Source organism: Actinomyces israelii, assembly GCF_030253495.1.
Lineage (GTDB): Bacteria > Actinomycetota > Actinomycetes > Actinomycetales > Actinomycetaceae > Actinomyces > Actinomyces israelii.
The window spans coordinates 2,207,903-2,228,667 of sequence record NZ_CP124548.1; the positions used below are offsets into that span (position 1 = coordinate 2,207,903).

The following is a 20,765-nucleotide window of genomic DNA, read 5'->3' on the forward strand; positions in this document are numbered from 1 at the left end:
GTCAGCCGCCCCCGGGGCGCGGCCCGCGGCCGATCCCCAGCGCCCCGGCCACGTCCGGGGGGACGTAGCCGGGGCCCTTGAGGACCTTGCCGTCCTCGCGGTAGACGGGCCGCCCGTCCGGGCCCAGCTTGGACATGTTGGAGCGCTGCACCTCGGCCAGCACGGCGGCCAGGTCGATGCCCGTCTCCAGGGCCATGCCGTAGACGACGTAGACGAGGTCCGCCAAGGCGTCGGCGGCCTCGACGGTGCTGCGCCGACCGTCGTCGGCGGCCACGGCCCGGGCGTAGGCGGCCTCCGCCTCGGCGCGGGCGGCCGACCCGTAGACGGCCCCGGTCAGCTCGGCGAACTCCTCGGCGATCAGGCTCATGCGCATGTGGAGGCTCTCGCGCTCCAGGGACGGCCCGTCGGTGCGGATCGGCAGGCCGTAGAGGCGGTGGAAGCGGCGCACGAGGGCCTCGGGGTCGTCGCCCTCCCGCTCGCCGACGCCGTCGGCGGGCACGAGCGGGGTAACGGCACCATGGCTGTGGGAAGAGCCGGCCGCCCGCCCCTCGACGACGGGCCCGTCCCAGGGGGCGCGCGGCTCGCGCGGGTCGTCGGGCAGGAGAGTGGCGATCCAGCCGTCGTGGAGGGCACCGTCGTTGGCCAGGAGGGAGCGCACCCGCCCCTCCCGGCGGAAGCCCAGCCCCCAGGCCACGCGCCAGGACGCCCAGTTGGGGACGCCGTCGTGGATGTCGCAGCGCCACCGCAGGGCGCGGGCGCGCAGCGGCCCGTCCGCCTCGAAGGCCGCCCCGATGAGGGCGCGGGCGGCCCGGGAGACGGTGCCCCGCCCGCGGGCCGCAGGGTCCAGCCAGTAGCCGATCTCCCAGACGCCGCCCGCCCCGCCGGCCAGGCCCATCATGCCCACGAGGACGGGGGCGCCCTCCCCCCGGTCCTCGCGCACGGCCCAGCTGAGGTCCTTCCCGCTCTCCCAGCCGGAGGCGACCGTCCCGGTCACGAAGCTCTCGGCGTCGGCGCGGGTGTAGCCGCGCGGGACGGTGGTCCACTCCTGGATGTCGGCGTCCCGGCAGATCTCGGCGATCCTGTCGATGTCGGCCCCGGTGGGCGCGGACAGCAGGAGCGCGGGCAGGCGGGCGCCGCCTCGCTCGACGGCGGGGACGCGGATCTCGAAGGGCCTCACGCCGGGCGATCATAGCCGCCCCGTCCGGACGCCGGCCGGGCGCGGCGCAGCGAACCGCTGTGCAACCGGCCTGCCGCGCCTCCTACTATGGCGGGGCGCCGACTGATCCGCTCGCCTGACAGACCTGACAGAGAGGACCCGATTCATGCCCCGTCCTGAGCACCCCGAGTCCTCTGCCGCTGGATTCCAGAGCCCCGGTGCCGCAGGAGGGCGGCCCGCGCAGCCCCCCATGCCGAGGTGGCTGCACCCCGGCGTCCGGGTGCGTCGGCGCTCGGGGGTGGTGTGCGTCGAGCAGCGCGTCCCCGCCCGCGTCGCCCGGGCCGGGGTCGAGAGGCAGGACCTCGACGGGCGCGCGGGCGGGCTCAAGCGCACACGCGCCATTCGGCGCTACGAGTCCGGGCTGACCGGCGCCCCGAGCAGTCTGCCGCTCGTCCGCGAGCGCCTGACCGTCCCGCTGCCCGCGGTCGGGTCCGCAGGCGCCGTGACCCGGGCCGTCCACGAGGCGCTGGCGGCCTTCCGGCCGCCCCGAGGCGCCTCGCGGACCGCCGCCCTGCCCCCGCTGGGATTCTTCGTCCGCCTCCTGCAAGCGGTCATGCTGGCCGGCTTCGTCATCATCGCGTGCGCGTTCACCGTCAGGGCATGGCAGGAGTGGCGGGACCCGTCGGGCTCCCCCGGGGCGGGCGACGCGCTCGCATCGACCGCGATCACCGCGATGCTGCTGGTCGTAGCGGGCCTGGCCGCGCTGGCGGCCGTCATGGGGCGGCGCGCCTGGCTGGTGCGCACGCCCCCGTGGCTGGCCGAGGACCAGTGGCAGCTCCTGCGCGGGAGGCTCGCGCGGCTCGCCGGCCAGGAGCCGGGGTCCTCCCGGCCGCTCGACATCGAGATGGGGTGGCGGCGCGACCTCATCACCCACCCGGGCGGGGAGCGGGTCGTGCGCGGCCTGACCCGCAGCGGGCTGCCGGGCCCGGCCTGGCCGGACCGTGTCGAGGTGGCGCGGGCCGCGCGCCGCGCCAGGCGGGGTACGGCGGGACTCGCCGTCGTCCTGGTCGCCGGGCTCGCCCTCGCCGGGCTCGCCCTCGTCATCCCGGTGTCCATGGGGCTGTTCTCCCCCGCGCCCGCGCCGCTGCTCGCCTACGGGATCCTGGGCGCATTCGTCTGCGTGCGCCTCAGGCGCTCCGACCCGGTGGTCCTGAGCCGTCCGCGCACGGCGCCCGGGGACCGCGAGCCCGTCAGGATCGACCTGGACCGCGTCGACGTGGCCGCCCTGCCCTCGTGGTGCCGGGCCCGCCGCCGGGAGGACCGGTGGAACGCCCTGGCTCTTCTGCACGGCGGCCTCGCGGGGGCTGTGCTGGCCTGCCAGGTCCTGGTCGCCGTCGTCCTGAACGGCGAGTCGCGGGTCGCCGGCGGGCCGGGGATCGGGCCGGCGGCCACGGCGGTCCCGCTGGCGGCCTTCGCGCTGACGGGAGCGGTGGGCGCGTGGTGGTGCGCGGCCCGGGTGCGTCGCCGGGACGCCGCGCGGCGGGCCGCCGCCGGGGTGCCCTGAGCGCTCACCGGCCCGCGCGTGCGCCCGTGCGCAGCACCGGCCAGCTCGCCATGAGGATCGCGCCGCCCAGCAGGCCGTAGACCAGGGCCACCCAGGTTCCGTGGGCGTCGGCGAACCAGCCGACGACCGGCGGCGAGACGAGCATGATGACCCGGGCGAGCCAGGACACGATCGTCAGGCCGGCTCCCGGCCTCATGCCGGGCACGTCGTCGGCGGCGGCGTAGGCCACGGGCACGGCGACGGCGCAGCCGGCTCCGGCGACCACCATGCCGGCCAGGGTGCCGGGCACCGACCCGGCCGCGAGGGCCGTCCCCATGCCCGCGGCCACGAGCGCGCCGCCCCCGGCGATCACCGCGCGCGCCCCGAAGCGGTCGATGACGGCGTCGCCCACCAGCCGCCCCACGATCATGGTCGTCTGCAGGCAGACCAGCCCCATGCCCACCGTGCCGGGAGCGGCGCCCTGCTCGGCGAGCAGGAGCGAGGACCAGCTGGCGGTGACGTCCTCGGGGAACATGGCGGCGGCGCACATGAGGCCCAGCACGACGACGGCGCCGACTGTCAGCAGGCGGGCTCGGCCCCCCGGCCGCCCCGGCCGCCCCGGCCGCGCGCCGGCGGGGCCCTGGGAGCCGGCCGGGCCGCCCTCGGGCGCCGTCTCGGGCCGGTCGTCGGAGTCGGGCCCCTTGATCGTCCACGGCGCCGCCGCCGCGGAGACCACGGTCAGCACCACGAGAACGCCCGCCATGTGCAGCCCGATGGGAACGCCCGCGCCGGCCATGGCCTGCCCCGCGACGGCCCCGAGCACCGCGCCCAGGCTCCAGGCGGCGTGGAAGCTGGTGATGATGCTGGACCCCCAGCGGCGCTCCACGCGCAGGGCGTGCGCGTTCTGGGCCACGTCGATAACGGCGTCGGTGCCGCCGACCCAGGCCATGCACAGCGCGAAGACGAGCCAGGAGCCGGCCGCTCCGGCGCCGAGCAGCCCGAGCCCGAGCACGATCATCCCCACCGAGGCCACCCGCGCCGAGGTGAAGCGGGTGATGCACCAGGAGGCCGCCAGCCCGGCTGCGAGCGCGCCGACCGAGGAGAACATGACGGCCTGGCCGAAGGCGGCCTTGGTGATGCCCAGGTGGGCGAGCACCTCGGGGTAGCGGGGCACCAGGTTGGAGAAGCCCAGGCCGTTGGCCAGGAAGGTGAGGTAGACGGCGATGCGGGCCTTGATGACGGGAGCAGGGTGTCTCGTGGGAGGGGCGGCGGGGCCGGTGTCCGGGCTGGTCACAGAGGTGTGTCCTTGCGAGTCGTGACGAGTCGTGACGAGTCGTGAGCAGAGGCGGTGCTGGCGGTGGGCACGAGCATACGAGACCAAACGACCGAAGGGACAATAAAAGGCGGTGTCGGGCTCTCGCGGGCTCCGGCGCACCGGGCGCGTCGCGGGCCCCGGTCCTTCGACCGGGGCCCGCGCTCCTGGTGTCCGAGGGGGGACTTGAACCCCCACGCCCGTTTAATAAGGCACTAGCACCTCAAGCTAGCGCGTCTACCTATTCCGCCACTCGGACGCTGTCGTCACCGCGTCTCCGCCGTCGGGAGGCGCACCTCCCGCAGCGACGGAGAGAAACTTAGCACGCCTCCCGCGAGGCGGGGCAACTCCGCCCCGGTGCGCTCGGTCACAGGGGTGCGGCGGGCTCGGTGGCGATGACGGAGCTCATCGACCATGACGCCCCGGGGTCGATCACGGGCGCGTCCTGGCGCGCCGCGGCGGTCTCGACGCACACGAAGGAGGCGAACTCGTCGTCGGCGAGATCGTCGATCTGCGAGGCGCCCCGGGACCAGGGGTTCCACACGATGGTCGTCGGCGACCCCGTCCCCCGCACCACGATCGCGCGGCCGTTGCCCGGGTCGCTCACGCGCACCGGCGCCTCGGAGCGGTAGATGCGGTCGATGGGTCCGGTGAGCCTGAGCGGCCCGGCCTGCACCTGCCCGGAGACGCCGTCCTCGGTGTACTCGGCGCCCTCCAGGCCGGTCAGGACGCTGGCCGTGACGTCGTGCACCGCCAGGTAGGCGTGCAGGGCGGCCTCGACCAGGCGCGGCTCGGCCCCCGTGTTGCGCAGCGACAGGCCCATGGTCAGCGTCTCCCCCACCGTCACCTCGTAGAGCGCCGAGACGGCGTCGTGCTCCAGGGTCAGCAGGGCGCGCACCCCGCCCTCGGGCGTGGGCTCGACCGAGCGCAGCTCCCATCTCATGATCCGCGCCCAGCCGTGCTTGGGCCGGGATGTGCCCTGAGGCCCCACGCTGAACCACGGCAGGCACAGGGGGACCCCGCCGCGGATGGCGGTCTCGCCGTCGAATCGGGCCTGTCGGGACAGGAACAGGACCGGCCTGCCGCCGCGTGGCGTCCAGGCCGTCAGGTGCGCCCCGAAGAGGTAGATCTCGGCGCTGCCGGCGGGCGCGTCGATCAGCAGGCGGGGCTGGCCCCCCCGGCCGGCGCTCAGGGCTGCGGTGTGCGGAAGACGGGGGCGGGTGGCGTCGGCGCTCATGAGGCCACGCTAGTAGGCTGGCCGGGTCCTGTCCGAGTTTTCCGGCCGAGAGCGAGCATCCTTGAGCACGAGATCATCATTCCGTCCCGCACGAGGCTCAGCGGGCGAGTTCTCGGCCGTCCTGCTGGACCTGGACGGCACCGTCACGGACTCGGCCCCCGTCATCCTGGCGTCCTTCTGCGCGGCCTTCGACGACCTGGGCATCGCGGTTCCCGACCGGGCGAGGCTCATGAGCTTCGTCGGGCCGCCGCTGGCGGAGACCTTCGCGCGCTACGCGGGGCTCACCGGCCGGGCCAATGCCCGCGCCGTGGCGGCCTACAGATCGCACTACCGCGAGCTCATGTACCGGGCCCCGGTCTATAAGGGGGTGCCCGCTCTCGTGCGCTCCCTGCACGAGAGCGGGGTGCCGCTGGCCCTGGCGACATCCAAGCGGGAGTCCCTGGCCCGGCTGATCATCGAGCACACCGGCCTGGGCCCGTGCTTCGACGCCGTGACGGGAGCCGCCGACGACGACCGGGGCGGGGAGAAGGCCGTGGTCATCGCCCGTGCGCTGGTGCTGCTGTCCGCGGCCGGAGCGGACACGAGCCGAGTAGTGCACGTCGGCGACCGCAGCTACGACGTCGAGGGCGCCCGGCAGGCGGGCGTGGAGTGCATCGGCGCGCTGTGGGGCTACGGCGATGCGGACGAGCTGGCGGGGGCGCAGTGGCTGGCCGCCGACGTCCCCGAGCTGGCCTCGCTGCTGGGAGCGGAGGTCTGAGGCATGGCGCAGGAGGAGCAGGAGCGGGAGGCCCGCCCGCAGGCCGCCTCCGCCGAGGCCCGCGAGCGGCCCGCGAGCGCGCACGAGGAGACGCCGACGAGGACGGCCGACGGGGCGGCGAGCCCCCACCAGCCCCACTGGCGGGGGCTCGGGGCCCGACTGCACGACGGGCGCGACGCCCTGTCGCGCGCCATCGACCGGGCCGAAGAGGCCAGGCGGACCGCGCGAGCCGAGCAGCTGCGCTACGAGGACAGCACCACGACGCGTACCGAGACCGCGGGCGCGACGGAGGCCGGCGACGCACCGGCCTCGACGACGGTGGTCCCCGTGGTCCCCTCCACCGTGACCACGCGCGCCACGGTCTTCGAGGCACTGCCCTCCTGGATGGTGCACGGAGGCGTCGGCGCCTGGCTGCTGCTGGGGATCCTCATCGTCATCGCCCTGGTCTTCTACATCACCTCCCAGATCGTCCCGGTGTTCATCGGGCTGTTCATAGCCCTGGTCTTCACCTCGCTCCTCCAGCCCCTGGTCAACCTGTTCGCCCGGATCATGCCGCGCTACCCCGCGACCTTCCTGGCGCTGCTGACCACGGTGGGCGTCGTGGCCGGGCTCGTCTTCTACGTGGTCACCTCGGTCACCAGCCAGTGGGCCACCCTGGGCACGCAGTTCTCCAACGGCGTGGACACGATCCTGGACTTCGTGGAGCACGGGCCCCTGCCCATGCACCTGACCGAGGCCGAGGTCATGGGGCAGGTCCAGCTCCTGGTCGAGCAGGGCCAGGCCTACGTGCAGTCCAACGCCCCGACCCTGGCCACCGAGGTGCTGTCGAACGCGGGCACCGTCGCCGACGTCTTCGCGGTACTGGCACTGGCTCTTTTCTCCACGATCTTCTTCCTCGCCTCGGGCGGGCGCATGTGGCGCTGGTTCCTCAACGAGCTGCCGGCCACCATGCGCGAGTCGGTGCACCGGGCGGCCGGCGCGGGCTGGTACACCTTCGCCGGCTACGCGCGCGGCACGGTCATTGTGGCGCTGACCGACGCCATGATGGCGGGCGTCTTCCTCCAGGTCGTGGGCGTCCCGCTCGCCGCGCCGCTGGCCGTGCTGGTGTTCATCGGCGCCTTCATCCCCATGATCGGCGCGCCGATCGCCATGGGCATCGCCATGGTGGTGGCACTGGCCTCCAAGGGCTTCATCACCATGATCGTGGTGGGGCTGGGTGTGGCGGGGATCGGCCAGATCGAGGGGCACATCCTGCAGCCGCTCATTATGGGGCGCCAGGTCTCCATGCACCCGGTCGTCGTCATTATCGCCGTGGCCGTGGGCACCTACTCCGCGGGGCTGCTGGGCGCGATCGTCGCCGTCCCGCTGGTCAGCGTGCTGTGGTCGGTCTACTCCGAGCTGCACGTCAAGGACGCCCCGGTGGTGGGCGACCTGCCCTCCTACTCCAACGGGAAGGGCGACTGAGCGGCTCGAGGCGGTCAGCACCAGTCGCGGCTGCCGAGCGCCTCAACGCCCTCCAGGGCCTCGAGGCGCTCGGCGATCAGGGAGGTGGCGCCGTCGGACGACTCGACCCGGCCGCGCACGACCAGTGCGCTCGCACGCCGGCCGACGCGGCGGTAGCGCCTCCACAGGCCCACCGAGCACACGACGTTGAGCAGACCGGTCTCGTCCTCAAGGTTGAGGAAGACGGTGCCGGATGCCGTGCCGGGCCGCTGGCGGTGGGTGACGACTCCGGCGACGCGCACGCGCTCACCGGCGCCGCGACGGGCGGCCTCGGCGATGGGCAGGACCCCGGAACGCGCCAGGTCCGGGCGCACGAAGACGGTCGGGAAGCCGCGGGTGGACGTGCCCGTCAGCCGCAGGTCGGCCGCCTGCCGCTCGCGGTCGGTCATGGGGGGCAGGCGCGGGGCGCGCGCGCCGACGGCGGTCCCGGGCAGTGGCGGCTGGTACCACCGGCCGCCTGCCTGGCCGGCCGGGCGGCGGGGCCCTGGTCGGCCGTGCTCCTCGGAGAGCGCCCCGGCGGCCCACAGGGCCTGCCGCCTTCCGACCCCCAGGGAGGCCAGGGCCCCGGCGGCGGCGAGGGTCTCCAGGCGGCGGCGGCTCAGGCGCACGCGCCTGGCGAGGTCGGCGACGTCAGCATAGGGGCCGTGGGCGAGGCGCTCGGAGACGATGGCGGAGGCGCCCCGCCCTCCCAGCCCCTTGAGCCGGGCCAGGCCGAGGCGGACCGCGAGGTCGGGGTGGGTCTCCAGGGGGCTCAGGGCGCTCGGCGACGGGCGCAGCGGCCCCCAGCCGGCGCCCCCGTCCCCTTCCTCGCAAGGCCTCTTCCCGGCCTCCTGCCCGCGCGTGCGCACGCGGGCCTCCTCTCGCGAGGCGTTGACGTCGGCGGGCAGGACGCGCACGCCGTGGCGCCGGGCGTCGGCGACCAGGGTCTGGGGGGACCAGAAGCCCATGGGCTGGGACGCCAGCAGCCCCGCGTAGAAGTCCTCGGGACGCCGGGCCTTGAGCCAGGCCGAGGCGTAGACCAGGTGGGCGAAGGAGAGGGCGTGGGACTCGGGGAAGCCGAAGCCGGCGAAGGCCCGCAGCTTGTCGAAGACGGTCTCGGCGGTGCCGGCGTCGATCCCCCGGGCGGTCATCCCCTCCACCAGGCGCAGGTGCAGGGCCTCCATGCGCTCCGCCGAGCGCTTGGAGCCCATGGCCTGGCGCAGGGCGTCGGCCTCGGCGGGGCTGAAGCCGGCGGCGTCGACGGCGATCTGCATGAGCTGCTCCTGGAAGAGGGGGATCCCGAGGGTCTTGGCCAGGGCCGGTCTGAGGGAGTCGTGGAGGTAGTCGACCTCCTCCCGGCCGAGCCTGCGGCGGATGTAGGGGGTGACGGCGTCTCCCTGGATGGGGCCGGGGCGCACCAGGGCGACCTCGACGACGATGTCGTAGAAGGTCTGCGGGCGCAGGCGCGGCAGGGTGGCCATCTGGGCGCGGGACTCGACCTGGAAGACGCCGACCGTGTCCGCGGCGCTCAGCAGCCGGTAGACCGCGGGGTCCTCCTCAGGGAGGGTGTGCAGCCCCCAGGCCCTGCCGGCCTGGGCGCGGCGCAGGGCGCCGGCCTCTCCGGCGCCCGGCCCGGGCACTCGCTCGCCGCGCTCGGCCAGGCCGGTGAAGGCCAGGCGCAGCGCCGTGAGCACGCCCAGGCCCAGCAGGTCGAACTTGACCAGGCCCGCGCTCGCGCAGTCGTCCTTGTCCCACTGCAGGACCGTGCGCCCCTCCGTGGCGGCCCACCGCACCGGGCAGACCTCGGTGACGGGGCGGTCCGCCAGGACCATGCCGCCGGGGTGGATGCCGAGATGGCGCGGGAGCCTCAGCAGGCGCTCGGCGATGCCGAGGACCTGCTCCGGAGGCTCGGCCGGCGGGTGCGGGCAGCGGTCGGCCGACACGGAGCCGGCGCCGTCGGTGCGCACGCTCCCCCACCGGTCCGTCTGGGCGGCCCAGGCGTCCTGCAGGCCGGGGGGATGGCCGAGGGCCCGGGCGGCGTCGCGCACGGCGGAGCGGGGCCGGTAGGAGATGACGTTGGCGACCTGGGCGGCGCGCTCGCGCCCGTAGCGGGCGTAGACGTGCTGGATGACCTCCTCGCGGCGGCAGGTCTCGATGTCGAGGTCGATGTCGGGGTAGCCGGCCCGTCCGGGCGACAGGAAGCGCTCGAAGAGCATCCTGCGGCGCACGGCGTCGACGGCGGTGATGCCCAGCGCGTAGCAGACGGCGGAGTTGGCGGCGCTCCCCCGCCCCTGGCACAGGATCCCCGAGGCCTGGCAGAAGTCGACGATGGAGCGCACGATGAGGAAGTAGCCGGGGAATCCCAGGGACTCGATGACGTCGAGCTCGTGGGCGAGAGCCCTCCAGGCCTCGGGGTCCTCCTCGGGCGGGCCGTAGCGCTCCAGCGCCCCGCGGCGGGTGAGCTCGCGCAGCCAGGTGGCGGAGGTGTGTCCGGGCGGCACATCGACGGCGGGCAGGTCGGGGGCGACCAGCGACAGGTCGAAGGCGAGGTCCTGGGCGATCTCGGCCGCGGCGTCGACGGCGCGGGGCGCGCGCCGGTGGAGGCGGGCCATGTCCGTCGGCCCGCGCAGCCAGCGCCCGAGCGCGGGCAGGTGCCCGCGGGCGCCCTCCAGGTCGGTGCGCAGCCGGGTGGCGGTCAGCACGTCGGCCAGGCGGGAGTCGGCGGGGCGCGCGCAGCGGACCGCACCGGTGGCCAGCAGCGGGAGCCGGTGGGCGGCGGCCAGGGCGCCGAGGGCGTCGGTGACGGCGGCGTCGGTGGGACCGCCGTCGAGGACGAGCTCGACGGCGAGGGAGTCGGGGCCGAGGGCGTCCACGAGCCCGCCCAGGGCGGCGTCGGCGGCGCGGCGGTCCCAGGCGGCCGGGCGGCGCGGGTCGCCCAGGGAGCGGCGCAGGGGCCCGTTGACCGTGCCGGTCAGGACCAGGCAGGAGCAGCCGGCGCCGGTGCCGCGCAGGGCGGCGGCGAGCTCGGGGAGCCGGTGGGCGGGCTCTGCGCGGCGGCCGGCGTCGAGGTTGTGGCGGGAGATGGCGGCGCTCAGGCGGCGGTAGCCGCGCGGGTCGCGGGCCAGGACGGGCAGGCGGGCGCCGTCGTCCAGGGTGAGCTCGGCGCCGTGGACGGTGGGCAGGCCGTGGGCGCGCCCGGCCTCGGCGTGCTTGACGATGCCGGGCAGGCCGTCGTGGTCGGTCAGGGCGAGTGCCTCCAGGCCCAGCTCGGCGGCGGCGCCGATGAGGTCCTCCGGCTCGTTGGCGCCGTCGAGGAAGGAGTAGGCGGAGTGGGCGTGGAGCTCGGCGTAGCGGTGGGTGCGGCCCGCGGCTGCGCGCCCCACATTATCGAACATATGTACATACTACGGCATTTCTCTGCTCGGCGCTCGGACCGCCGTACCGCCCCGCCGCCGATCACGGCTAGGGTGAGGCCGCCGCGTGCGCGAGTCGCGTCCATGCGACCAGCCCTTGCCCCCGATCCCGGAACGCATCATGACCACATCAACTGCTCAGAAGGACCGTCCCGCGCCCCCGAGCCCCGCCTCCGACGAGGGCCTGCGCCGCTCGTTGCGCAGCCGCCACCTGACGATGATCTCCATCGGCGGGGCGATCGGCACCGGCCTGTTCGTGGCCTCGGGCGCCACGATCTCCACGGCCGGCCCCGGCGGCGCGCTGGTGGCCTACGCGGCCATCGGCGTTATGGTGTGGCTCATTATGCAGTCGCTGGGCGAGATGGCGGCCTACCTGCCGGTGGCCGGCTCCTTCGGCGAGTACGGGACCCGCTTCGTCTCGCCGTCCTTCGGATTCGCCATCGGCTGGAACTACTGGTTCAACTGGGCGATCACGGTGGCGGCCGAGCTGGTGGCGGCGGCGCTGGTGATGAAGTACTGGCTGCCGGAGGTGCCCTCGATCGTGTGGTCGGGCCTGTTCCTGCTCATCCTGTTCGGCATCAACGCGCTGTCCACGCGCGCCTACGGCGAGAGCGAGTTCTGGTTCGCAGCCATCAAGGTCATGACGGTGATCGTCTTCCTCGCGCTGGGCGTGATCATGATCGTCGGGATCCTGGGGACGTCTCCGGGCACCAGCAACTGGACGGGGGGCGAGGCGCCCTTCGTGGGCGGCGGCAAGGGGGTCCTGCTGGTGCTCCTGGTGGCCGGCTACTCCTTCCAGGGCACCGAGCTCATCGGCACCGCCGCCGGCGAGGCCGAGCACCCGGAGGTCACGATCCCCCGGGCGATCCGCACGATCTTCTGGCGCATCCTGCTGTTCTACATCGGGGCGATCGCCGTCATCGGCTTCCTCATCCCCTACACCGACCCGAACCTGCTCAACACCTCGGAGGAGAACGTCTCGATCAGCCCCTTCACGCTGATCTTCGAACGCGCCGGCGTGCTGGGCGCGGCCAGCCTCATGAACGCCGTCATCCTCACCTCGGTGCTCTCGGCGGGGACCTCGGGCCTGTACTCCTCGACCCGCATGCTCTTCGCCCTGGCCGAGCGCGGCCACGCCCCGCGCTTCCTCACCCGGCTGAGCCGCCACCAGGTGCCGCTCAACGCCCTGCTGGCCACCACCCTCGTGGGCCTGGCCGGCTTCCTGACGTCCCTGGTGGGCGACGGGCGGGCATACGAGCTGCTGCTGACGGTCTCGGCCCTGGCGGGCTTCATCACCTGGGCGGGGATCTCCTGGTGCCACTGGAAGTTCCGCATGGCCATGCGCGCCCAGGGGAGGAGCCTGGATGAGCTGCCGTACCGGGCGAGCCTCTTCCCCGCTGGCGCCGTCGTCGCCCTGGTCGCCTGTGCGGCGATCATCGTGGGTCAGGCCTACGAGCCGGCGACCTCCGGGGAGCCGCTGGGCGGCATCCTCATGTCCTACGTGGGCGTGCCGGTGTTTTTCGCCCTGTGGTGGGGCCACAAGCTGGCCACGCGGGCCCCGAAGGTGGATCCGGCGACGGCGGACCTCGGACGGGGCTGAGAGGCTCCGGGGAGAGGACCGGCGACGCCGAGAGCCGCCGGGAGCCTCAGATGGCTGGTTCCGGGCGGGGCGCGTCGGAACGTGAACATACCCTCGCAGTCGATGTCGAGGCCCCGCCCGACGTCGGCGCCGGCCCGCCTCGAACCGATCTCCACGAGGGAAGAGGCCACAGACCCCAGACTTCGATCATCTCAGCGTGCTCAGGGGCGGGTCAGGAGCATGGCGGCCAGCACGGCGAGGGCCCACGAGGCGAGGGACCCGATGAGGAACTCCTCGGCCTTGTCGCCGCGCTCGTCCCTGCTGATCTCAGGGAAGCGGATGACGCCCTTAGCGGCGATGACTGCGGCAACGGCGGCGTGTACGCCCATGGAGGCGAGCAGGAGCAGGAGGAGCCGCTCCAGCGGCCCGATCCACCGCCCGCCGCGCAGGGGCGCCCAGTCGGGCCGCGTCTCGCCGTCCCGGCCGGGTCGCGTCTCGCCGTCAGGCCGCACCCGCCCGCGGGCGATGGCCAGCAGGTCGGTGACGGCGCGGTTGGCCGGCGTCGTCAGCAGGAGGAGGCAGCCTGCGCCCTGGCACAGCCGGGCGGCGCGGCCCGCCGCGGCCTGCGGCTCACCCTGAAGCACCGCGCACAGGGCGATCACCGCGATTGCCGCGCCCCAGCGCCAGAGAGTCGCGCGAGGAGCGGGGGCCAGCCGGGTCGCGGCGGTCCACAGGCCGGCCAGCCCCGCCGCGGCGGCGGCCTGCCACCACGGCAGGCCGAGGACGGGAGCGCCGAGCAGCGCCCCGAGGACCAGGACGACGACCTGCGCGACCCCCAGCCGACCGCCGGCGCCGCGCCAGGCGGCGGGACGGCCGCCCGCGGGGAAGAGAGCAGCCGTGACGCCGAGCAGAAGAACCAGAGCAGCAGTCACCGTAGGACCCTCCTTCCGCGCCTGTCGTCCGTCACCGCGGCGAGCAGGGCCTGCGCCTCGAGCAGCCCCGCGCCCGTGCCCCGCACCAGCGCCGAGACGGCCGACTGGGTGACGCCCTCGGCACCGGCCGCCTCCACCTGCGTGGCCCCCATGAGAAGGCGCCCCATCAGTCGGCGCGGCCGCTCGCGCATGCGCTGAACGGCCTGGTCCCTGAGCGTGAGCATCGCATTGGTGACCCGCTCGTGCTCCCGGACGTTCTCGCAGGCCGCGGGCCCTGCCGGGCCCTCGGGGGCCCCAGCGCCCAGGCGCACCCGGGTGCGCACGAAGCCGAGCCCCGCGTCCTGGGCGGCGTGCGCGCAGTCGATGGCCTCCCGCGCCAGCCACCAGGCGGGGCCGTCCTGAACGGGGGCGCCGTCGTTAGCGCCCACGTCCCGGGCCTCGCCCGCGCCCACGCCGAAGCGCAGCGACAGGACCCCGGGGAGGAGCAGCTGGGTGCGCAGGGTGAGGGTGAGGGCCGCGCCGAGGCTGTCCGCGACCGCCTGGAACTCATCGCCGACAGTCGCGTACGGGCTCCGAGGCAGGTTGAGCCCTTCACCGGCGCGGACGAGGACGTCGGTGAAGGTCCGCTGGGCCTGAACGCGGTCGGGCAGAGCACGCGAGCCCACGATGTCGGCGATGACGGCATAACGGATGAGCATACTCAAGAATATTCCTCATAACCCAGCAAATACAAGTATTAAATTTGACCAACACCGCCTCTTTAACAAGTCATATACTTGTATTCCAGCGGGTAGAAGGCGGAGACTGCTATGGCCGACGCACCTGCCGCCGCCGTCCGGCTGCCCCGCGCACCTGCCCGTTCCCGCCGCCTGGCGCACCCGGGATACCCTCGGCCTCCTCCGCACCGGGGCCTCGCCGGGGCCCGCGCCGCCCGGGCCTCTGCCTCACCTCAGTCGTAGACCGCGTCGAGCCACCAGCGCCCCGCGCGCACGAGCAGCAGCGGCGGGCCGGGATCCGCGACCACCTGGAGGTAGGCCCGGCGCGACGCCCCCTCGGGGCGCCACCAGCCCTCGTCAACGGGCCAGGGTCCGGCCCATGACACGACCCGCCGGTGCCCCTCCCACCGGCCGCCGCCCCAGCCGCCGTCCTGGGGCCGGTCCACCTCCAGGCGCGCGGGCACGCCCTCGAGCTGCCCCTGCCGGTCGACGAGGACGTCCCGGCCCTCGGCGTCCACCAGCACGGCGGGGGCGGGACGCTCCGGCACGACCGACGGGGACGGCGCAGGCAGCGACCCCGCCCAGGGCGCGCCGGTCCCGGTGGCGCCCGCGGCCGACGGCGCCCGCTCCCCCCAGAGGGCCGGCCGCGAGCGCGAGCGCGGGTCGCGTCCGGCCGCGAGACCGGGCACCTGGAGCGCGCCGGCGCCCAGGAGCGACTCGACGCGCTCGGCCGCCCGGTGGGCGCGCCTCTCCCCCTGCTCCCCGGGCGCGGTCCACAGGCCGGCCCGGCCGGCCCCCTCGGGGGCCGGCTCGAGGGCGCTCAGGCGCAGGTGCTCCAGCGGAGCGGCGGGCGGACGCCCCGCGCGCCCCGACAGCCACCCCTCCAGCTGCCAGCGCACCCGGTCGGTCAGCTCGGCGGGGGTGGGGACGGCCCGGAGCATCCAGGAGCGGGCGAGGCCGGTGCCGTCCTCGCAGCGGGCCTCCACGAGCAGCCGTCCCGGGGCCAGGCCGTGCGCCGCGAGCCGGGCCGCGAGGTCCTCGGCCGCCGCGCGCGCGGCGAAGGCGGCGGCATCCGCCCGCGAGACGGGCGGGTCCAGGGGAGCCTCCACGGTGAGCTCGGCCTCCGGCCGCCGCGTCTCCGGCACCCGCCAGGAGGCGCCGGATGCGAGGCCGTGCAGCCGCTCCCCCGCCGCCCCGAAGCGGGCGGCGACGTCGCGAGCCGGCAGGGCCGCCAGGTCCCCGAGGCTGCGCAGGCCCAGACGCGCGAGGATCTCCAGCAGCCCGCGCGCCTCGTGGCGCAGCCGGTGCGTGGGCAGGGCCGCCAGGACGGCCTCCAGAGGCCAGGGGGACAGGAAGGCGGGCGCCCGCCCGGCGGGGACGATGATCCCCTCGTGCGCCGCGAGCACCGCCCCGAGCAGCGAGTCGGCGATTCCGACCTGGCACTCCGCCCCCGGCGCCTCGGCCACGGCCTCGACGAGGGCCGCGGCGAGCGCCTCCTCGCCCCCGGCCCAGGAGGCGGGGCCGCGGGCGCCGGACAGGGCCAGGCCGGGCCGGGCGACGAGCGGATCGGCCAGCAGGGAGCCCAGGGCCTCCATGACGGCCTCGAAGCCGCGGGCCTCGTGGCCGGGGCGGGAGGGGACCGCGACGAGGCCGGGGCACAGGGCGCGGGCGACCCGCAGGCGCATCCCGGTGGCGACGCCGGCGGCGCGCGCGGGCGCGGAGGCGGCGACCACGCCGCGTCCGCCGACGACGGCGACAGGGGCCAGGGCCGGGTCCGGGGCCGCCTCCCGAGCCCGGTCTGCCGGAGCCCGCCGACGCCCGCGCGCCTCGAGGGCGAGGGCGACGACGGGCCAGTCGGGGACCCAGACGGCGACAAGGCGCGGGGCCCGGGGAGTCATGCGCCCCGCCCGGACACGACGGCGGGCCCGGGGCGGGGCTCCGCGCCCGCGGCCCGCGGACCGGCCCCCGCGGCGTCGAGGAGGAGCTGGAAGGAGCCCGCTCCGGCGGGGTCCCGCAGCGACCAGGCGAGGCGGTGCAGGTAGCCTTCGGGCATCTCGCTGGCGGGCCGCCCCGGGAGGGCCGGGTCGGCGGCCCGACAGCGGGGGTGCAGGGCGACGACGGCGCCGGGCCCGCCCGGCGGCGGACCCGTCTGCGGCACGGCGTCCAGGACCCGCGCCCCCTCCCAGGGGGTCGGGGCGAGGAGGAGGGCGCCGCGCTCGCGGGCGCGGGCGGTCAGGTGGCGGCGGTCCCGGGCGCGCAGGGCGGCGGAGCACCGCGGGGAGACGAGAAGGACGTCGACGCCGTCGAGAAGGGCCTCGACGACGGCGAGGAGGGTGCGGGAGTCGACGTCGGAGGCCGAGACGGCCAGGACGCGGTCGAGGGCGAGCCCGCTCTCCGCGGCGGCGCACCAGCCGATGCCCTCGGCGCCGACGACGGCGCACCAGCCGTGAGGCCCCTGCCGGTGGGCGGCGGCGGCCAGCAGGACGCTCGTCGAGCCGGTAATGCTGAGCGCCCCCGGCGCATCCGCGATCGCAGCGGGCCAGGGGTCCGACCGGGCGTCCTCCTGACGGAGCGCGCGGGCCCGGACCATGGTGCGCCGGACGCCCCGGGAGACCTGGTCCGCCAGGCCGGTGCGCTGCTCGGCGCGCCTCAGGGCGGCGCGGGCCGCGGCGAGCCGGCCGGCGGCCGGCGTCCGCGGTGCCTGCGGCGTCCGCGGCGTCCGCGGCGTCTGCGGTGCCTGCATGGCAGCTCCTCCTGGTTCCTGCTCTCGAGCGCACTCGAACGCGCGTTCGACTCATGGGCAAGGATAGCGCCGCCCTCCGACACGCAGCCCGGGCGCGGGTCTCTCCGGGGACTCTCGGGTTCCTGCCAGGTGCGGCGGATAGAGTGACCATGCTCTACTTCTCGTGCCCCATCACGATCCTGAACAGACACCGGAGGTCCGCTGTGAGTACCGACCTGACACGTCCGCGTCCGCCCTTCCCCTACGATCTGCTGCCGCCCCTGCCGGCCTTCACGCTGGAGTCCGAGGACATCGCCGAGGGCGAGCGCATCGCGGATCGTTTCACCGCGCCTGGCGAGAACATCTCCCCCGAGCTGCACTGGTCGGGCTTCCCGCAGGCCACGCGCTCCTTCGTCGTGTCCTGCTTCGACCCCGACGCCCCGACGCCCTCGGGGTGGTGGCACTGGACGGTGCAGGACCTCGACGCCTCGGTCACCTCCCTGCCCCGGGGGGTGGGAGAGTCCGACCTCCGGCTCGAGGGCGCCGCCTTCCACGCCGCCAATGACTCGGGCTCGCACGCCTGGTTCGGCCCCTACCCGCCCGGGGGAGACGGCGACCACCGCTACGTCTTCGCCGTGCACGCCCTGGACGTGGACACCCTGGGCCTGGACGACGAGGCCACCGCGGCGGCGGTCGCCTTCCACTGCGCGGCGCACAGCATCGCCCGCGCCACGCTCACCGCGACCTACTCGCTGCCCGGCGCCCCCGGCGCGGCGCCCTTCCTGCAGGAGTCCCAGTGAGCCCTGCTGGCGTCGCCCGCAATGAGTCCGGCCGGCACCAGCGCCGCCCTGTGGCACTGATCACCGGCGCAACCTCGGGCATCGGGCTGGCGGTGGCGCGGGACCTCGCCGCCGACCACGACCTCGTCCTCCTGGCGCGCACGACCACGGATCTGGACGAGCTCGCCTCGGTCCTGGGGGAGGAGACCGGCGCGCGGGTGCGCACCTGCGCCGTGGATCTCACCGACGACGAGGCGCTGGCCGTCGCCGTCGGCGAGCTCAACCTCACCCAGCTCGACGTTCTGGTCAACTCCGCGGGCGTCGAGGCCTCCGGCACCCTGGAGGAGCTCTCCCCCGCGCGGTGGCGCAGCGTGCTGGACCTGGACCTGGTCGCCGTCGCCCACCTGACCGGCCTGCTGCTGCCCGCGCTGCGCGAGACGCGCGGGCTGGTCGTGATGATCAACTCCGGCTCGGGGCTGCGGACCTGGCCGCGGCAGGCGCTGTACTGCGCGGCGAAGGCCGGGCTCAAGGCGCTGGCGGACGCGCTGCGCGAGGAGGAGCGCAGCCGGGTGCGGGTGACGTCGATCTACCCCGGACGGGTGGACACGCCCATGCAGAAGCGCCTTCAGCGGGACAGGGCCCGTCGTCTGCGCGCCGAGGGGTCGGCGTCCCGCCGCTACCGGGCGGCGGACCACATGGCGACGACGTCGGTGGCGGCCGCGGTCCGGCTGGCGGTGGACACGCCGATCGACGCGGTGGTCGAGGACCTGTCGATCAGGCCCGCGGACATGCTCTAGCCCGGGGCCCTCCCGCCGCGGCTCCCCCTCGCGCTCCTCGGAGCCTTTCAGCGGGCGCCGGGGAAGCCGAGTGCGCGCCACGCCTCGTACAGGCCGACGGCGGCGGAGTTCGCCAGGTTCAGGGAGCGGCTGCCCTCGACCATGGGGATGCGGACCCGCTCGGTGACGCGGGGGTGGGACATGACCCCCTCGGGCAGGCCGGTGGGCTCGGGCCCGAGCAGGAGGGCGTCGTCGCCGCGCCAGCTGACGTCGGTGTAGAGGCGCTCGGCGCGGGAGGTGAAGGCGAGTACGCGCCCGGGCACCTGCTCCAGGCACTCCTCGAAGTCGGCGTGGACGCGGGTGCTGGCCAGGTCGTGGTAGTCCAGGCCGGCGCGGCGCAGCTTGGCGTCGTCCATGTCGAACAGGGGGTCGACCAGGTGCAGCATCGAGCCGGTGTTGGCGCTCAGGCGGATGGCGGCCCCGGTGTTGCCGGGGATCCGGGGGGAGAAGAAGATGACGTGCAGCACAGGCACATCCTGCCACCGCGCGCCGCCCGCGGAGGCGCTCAGCGGGCGGCGCCCATCAGCGGACGCGCGGGGGTCTCCGAGCGCGCCGGGCGGCCCCGTGCGGCGCGTCCGGGGCCGCCCGCGCCGCACGGGCCCGGTCCCTGGCTGCCTTCCCCGGTGCCTCGCCCGTCGTGCCGCACGGGACTCGGAGGAGTCGAGGCCCTCCGCCGGTCGCCTCAGCCCAGGGAGTCCAGGACGATGTTGAGGCCCTCGCCCATGGTGGGGTGGGTGATGACGGCGTCGCGCACCTGGCGCCAGGTCAGGCCGCCCAGCATCGCCATCTGCACGCTGGTGACGACCTCACTGGCCTCGGCGCCGATAATGGCGGCGCCGAGGATCTCGTCGGTGTCGGCGTCGATCACGATCTTGTAGAAGCCCTCGGTTCGTCCCAGAGTCTTGGCTCGCGGCACCGCGGCTGTGGGGGTCTTGGCGATGCGGATGCTGTGGCCGGCCGCGCGGGCCTGCGCCTCGGTGAGCCCGACGTGCCCGAGCTCGGGGGTGGTGAACACGGCCCAGGGGATCAGGCGCCCGGAGGTGGAGGCCTCCTCGCCCGCCAGCAGGTCGCGCAGGACGCGGAAGTCGTTCCAGGAGGCGTGGGTGAACTGCGGGCTCCCGGCCACGTCGCCGGCGGCGTAGACGCCCTCGGCGCTGGTGCGCAGGTGGTCGTCCACCTTGATAAAGCCGCGCTCGGTGGTCTCCACCCCGGCGGCCTCCAGGCCGAGGCCCGCGGTCACGGGGGTGCGCCCCAGGGCGACGAGCAGGTGGGAGCCGGCCGCCTCGCGACCGTCCCGGGCGGTCACGACGACGCCTCCGTCCTCGCCGGCGCCCACCCGCGCGGCGCGGGCTCCGGTGAGGATCGTGACGCCGAGGGCCTCCAGGCCGGCGGCGACCTCGGCGGCGACATCGTCGTCCTCGCGGTCCAGGATGTGCTCGCCCGCGTGCAGGAGCGTGACCGGGACGCCGAGCAGCCCCATGAGCGAGGCCATCTCGACGCCGATGACCCCGCCGCCGAGCACCACCAGGCGGTCGGGCAGCCCGGGCAGGGCCAGCAGGTCCTCGCTGGTCCAGCGGGGCACGTCGGCCAGCCCCTCAATCGGGGGGAGGGACGGCGTGGTGCCGGTGTTGATGAGCACCTTGGCGCCGCGCACGCGCCGGGCGGTGCCGTCGGCCAGGGCGATCTCCACGGTGCGCTCGGCGACGAAGCGGGCCGTGCCCTTGACGAAGTCCATGCCGGAGGCGGGGAACATCGTCTCGTGGGCGGCCACCATGGCGCCCACGACGCCCTCCTTGCGCGCCCGCAGGGCGGCCAGGTCGATGCGGGCCCGCCCCAGGGCGGGGGCGCCGCCGTCGCTCTCGGGCAGGGCGACGCCGTGGGCGGCCGAGCCCTGGACCTCTCTCAGGACGCGGGCGGCGGAGATGAGGGTCTTGGTGGGGATGCAGGCCACGTTGATGCAGGTGCCGCCGACCTTGTCGCGCTCGACCATGACGACGCGGTCGCCCTTCTTGGCGCGCAGCATGGCCAGGGACTTTCCCGCCTTGCCCCCGCCGACGACGAGCAGGTCGACGTCCTCGGTCGGCGCGCTGCCGGTGAAGCCGGTTGTGATGGTGTGGGTCATGGATGCGTCTCCTCACGCAGGGCTGCGGCCGGCGGACTCGGTGTCGGCCGGCACTGGACGGACGGCCGGGCGGCCGCTGTCGGCAGGGCGAACAGGCCGCGACCGACTTCTATTCCATCCGCTTATCTTTCCGCTCCCGCGCGCATGTGGTCTTTATTGACTCCCGGTCGCTCGCGCCG

Annotated in this window: 16 protein-coding genes and 1 tRNA gene; 6 read left to right on the forward strand and 11 right to left on the reverse strand. The window is 75.3% G+C overall.

All coding sequences use genetic code 11. The features are described 5' to 3' along the window. Window position 1: 1 nt before the first annotated feature. A complete protein-coding gene (locus AIF0345_RS09130; protein WP_043558043.1) occupies window positions 2–1,177 on the reverse strand; it encodes a bifunctional GNAT family N-acetyltransferase/nucleoside triphosphate pyrophosphohydrolase family protein in 1,176 nt (391 codons plus the stop codon). Window positions 1,178–1,322: 145 nt separating this feature from the next. On the opposite strand from AIF0345_RS09130, the gene AIF0345_RS09135 reads away from it, so the two are divergent. Continuing rightward, window positions 1,323–2,720: a hypothetical protein gene (locus tag AIF0345_RS09135; protein WP_285295957.1), complete on the forward strand. Its 1,398-nt coding sequence runs from the start codon at window positions 1,323–1,325 to the stop codon at window positions 2,718–2,720. Window positions 2,721–2,724: 4 nt separating this feature from the next. Here AIF0345_RS09135 and AIF0345_RS09140 read toward each other — a convergent pair whose 3' ends face one another. The 3 genes from AIF0345_RS09140 to AIF0345_RS09150 all read right to left on the reverse strand — a co-directional run bounded on the left by AIF0345_RS09140 (window position 2,725) and on the right by AIF0345_RS09150 (window position 5,248). Continuing rightward, complete coding sequence (locus AIF0345_RS09140) at window positions 2,725–3,993, reverse strand: MFS transporter (protein WP_285295958.1); 1,269 nt, start codon at window positions 3,991–3,993, stop codon at window positions 2,725–2,727. 186 nt (window positions 3,994–4,179) lie between these two features. After that, window positions 4,180–4,270: transfer RNA gene (locus AIF0345_RS09145), tRNA-Leu, on the reverse strand. A gap of 108 nt (window positions 4,271–4,378) precedes the next feature. Continuing rightward, window positions 4,379–5,248 (reverse strand): D-hexose-6-phosphate mutarotase, encoded by an 870-nt coding sequence (locus AIF0345_RS09150; protein ID WP_285295959.1) that lies wholly within the window; start codon window positions 5,246–5,248, stop codon window positions 4,379–4,381. Window positions 5,249–5,309: 61 nt separating this feature from the next. Here AIF0345_RS09150 and AIF0345_RS09155 point away from each other — a divergent pair, with 61 nt between their 5' ends. Together AIF0345_RS09155 and AIF0345_RS09160 are read left to right on the forward strand one after the other, a co-directional pair. Then, window positions 5,310–6,005: an HAD hydrolase-like protein gene (locus tag AIF0345_RS09155; RefSeq protein WP_229118258.1), complete on the forward strand. Its 696-nt coding sequence runs from the start codon at window positions 5,310–5,312 to the stop codon at window positions 6,003–6,005. Window positions 6,006–6,008: 3 nt separating this feature from the next. Beyond that, entirely contained in the window at window positions 6,009–7,469 is a 1,461-nt protein-coding gene (locus AIF0345_RS09160) for an AI-2E family transporter (protein ID WP_285295960.1), read from the forward strand. A gap of 14 nt (window positions 7,470–7,483) precedes the next feature. On the opposite strand, the gene AIF0345_RS09165 is transcribed toward AIF0345_RS09160, so the two are convergent. Further along, window positions 7,484–10,882, reverse strand: a complete 3,399-nt coding sequence (locus AIF0345_RS09165; RefSeq protein WP_285295962.1) for an error-prone DNA polymerase — start codon at window positions 10,880–10,882, stop codon at window positions 7,484–7,486. A 139-nt stretch (window positions 10,883–11,021) separates the two neighbouring features. Here AIF0345_RS09165 and AIF0345_RS09170 point away from each other — a divergent pair, with 139 nt between their 5' ends. Next, complete coding sequence (locus AIF0345_RS09170; RefSeq protein ID WP_268916332.1) at window positions 11,022–12,500, forward strand: amino acid permease; 1,479 nt, start codon at window positions 11,022–11,024, stop codon at window positions 12,498–12,500. A gap of 200 nt (window positions 12,501–12,700) precedes the next feature. Here the strand turns inward: AIF0345_RS09170 and AIF0345_RS09175 are convergent, their stop codons facing one another. The 4 genes from AIF0345_RS09175 to AIF0345_RS09190 form a co-directional block, all read right to left on the reverse strand. Continuing rightward, the gene (locus tag AIF0345_RS09175; protein ID WP_043558058.1) at window positions 12,701–13,411 is read right to left on the reverse strand and encodes a hypothetical protein; all 711 of its coding nucleotides are present in this window, start codon (window positions 13,409–13,411) and stop codon (window positions 12,701–12,703) included. Further along, on the reverse strand, window positions 13,408–14,109 hold the full coding sequence (locus tag AIF0345_RS09180) for a SatD family protein (protein WP_285297922.1): 702 nt from the start codon (window positions 14,107–14,109) through the stop codon (window positions 13,408–13,410). The genes AIF0345_RS09175 and AIF0345_RS09180 overlap by 4 nt, the downstream gene beginning before the upstream one ends. 251 nt (window positions 14,110–14,360) lie before the next feature. Further along, window positions 14,361–16,025 (reverse strand): Y-family DNA polymerase, encoded by a 1,665-nt coding sequence (locus AIF0345_RS09185; RefSeq protein ID WP_268916333.1) that lies wholly within the window; start codon window positions 16,023–16,025, stop codon window positions 14,361–14,363. Further along, window positions 16,022–16,870: a hypothetical protein gene (locus AIF0345_RS09190; protein ID WP_285295964.1), complete on the reverse strand. Its 849-nt coding sequence runs from the start codon at window positions 16,868–16,870 to the stop codon at window positions 16,022–16,024. The genes AIF0345_RS09185 and AIF0345_RS09190 overlap by 4 nt, the downstream gene beginning before the upstream one ends. A 203-nt stretch (window positions 16,871–17,073) precedes the next feature. On the opposite strand from AIF0345_RS09190, the gene AIF0345_RS09195 reads away from it, so the two are divergent. Then, window positions 17,074–17,649, forward strand: coding sequence for a YbhB/YbcL family Raf kinase inhibitor-like protein (locus AIF0345_RS09195; RefSeq protein ID WP_043558480.1), 576 nt, complete (start codon window positions 17,074–17,076; stop codon window positions 17,647–17,649). Next, complete coding sequence (locus tag AIF0345_RS09200; RefSeq protein WP_043558068.1) at window positions 17,646–18,425, forward strand: SDR family oxidoreductase; 780 nt, start codon at window positions 17,646–17,648, stop codon at window positions 18,423–18,425. Before AIF0345_RS09195 ends, AIF0345_RS09200 begins: the two co-directional genes overlap by 4 nt. 47 nt (window positions 18,426–18,472) lie before the next feature. Here AIF0345_RS09200 and AIF0345_RS09205 read toward each other — a convergent pair whose 3' ends face one another. Both AIF0345_RS09205 and AIF0345_RS09210 read right to left on the reverse strand, forming a co-directional pair. After that, window positions 18,473–18,931, reverse strand: coding sequence for a tRNA (cytidine(34)-2'-O)-methyltransferase (locus AIF0345_RS09205; protein WP_043558070.1), 459 nt, complete (start codon window positions 18,929–18,931; stop codon window positions 18,473–18,475). Window positions 18,932–19,146: 215 nt separating this feature from the next. After that, entirely contained in the window at window positions 19,147–20,586 is a 1,440-nt protein-coding gene (locus AIF0345_RS09210) for a dihydrolipoyl dehydrogenase family protein (RefSeq protein WP_052374431.1), read from the reverse strand. Window positions 20,587–20,765: the final 179 nt, after the last annotated feature.

Bases quoted from the DNA above. Each gene is read 5' to 3' on its own strand.
- AIF0345_RS09185 (WP_268916333.1), bottom strand. From the start codon at position 16,025: ATGACTCCCCGGGCCCCGCGCCTTGTCGCCGTCTGGGTCCCCGACTGG.
- AIF0345_RS09210 (WP_052374431.1), bottom strand. From the start codon at position 20,586: ATGACCCACACCATCACAACCGGCTTCACCGGCAGCGCGCCGACCGAG.
- AIF0345_RS09170 (WP_268916332.1), top strand. From the start codon at position 11,022: ATGACCACATCAACTGCTCAGAAGGACCGTCCCGCGCCCCCGAGCCCC.
- AIF0345_RS09190 (WP_285295964.1), bottom strand. From the start codon at position 16,870: ATGCAGGCACCGCAGACGCCGCGGACGCCGCGGACGCCGCAGGCACCG.
- AIF0345_RS09150 (WP_285295959.1), bottom strand. From the start codon at position 5,248: ATGAGCGCCGACGCCACCCGCCCCCGTCTTCCGCACACCGCAGCCCTG.
- AIF0345_RS09160 (WP_285295960.1), top strand. From the start codon at position 6,009: ATGGCGCAGGAGGAGCAGGAGCGGGAGGCCCGCCCGCAGGCCGCCTCC.
- AIF0345_RS09135 (WP_285295957.1), top strand. From the start codon at position 1,323: ATGCCCCGTCCTGAGCACCCCGAGTCCTCTGCCGCTGGATTCCAGAGC.
- AIF0345_RS09180 (WP_285297922.1), bottom strand. From the start codon at position 14,109: ATGCTCATCCGTTATGCCGTCATCGCCGACATCGTGGGCTCGCGTGCT.
- AIF0345_RS09165 (WP_285295962.1), bottom strand. From the start codon at position 10,882: ATGTTCGATAATGTGGGGCGCGCAGCCGCGGGCCGCACCCACCGCTAC.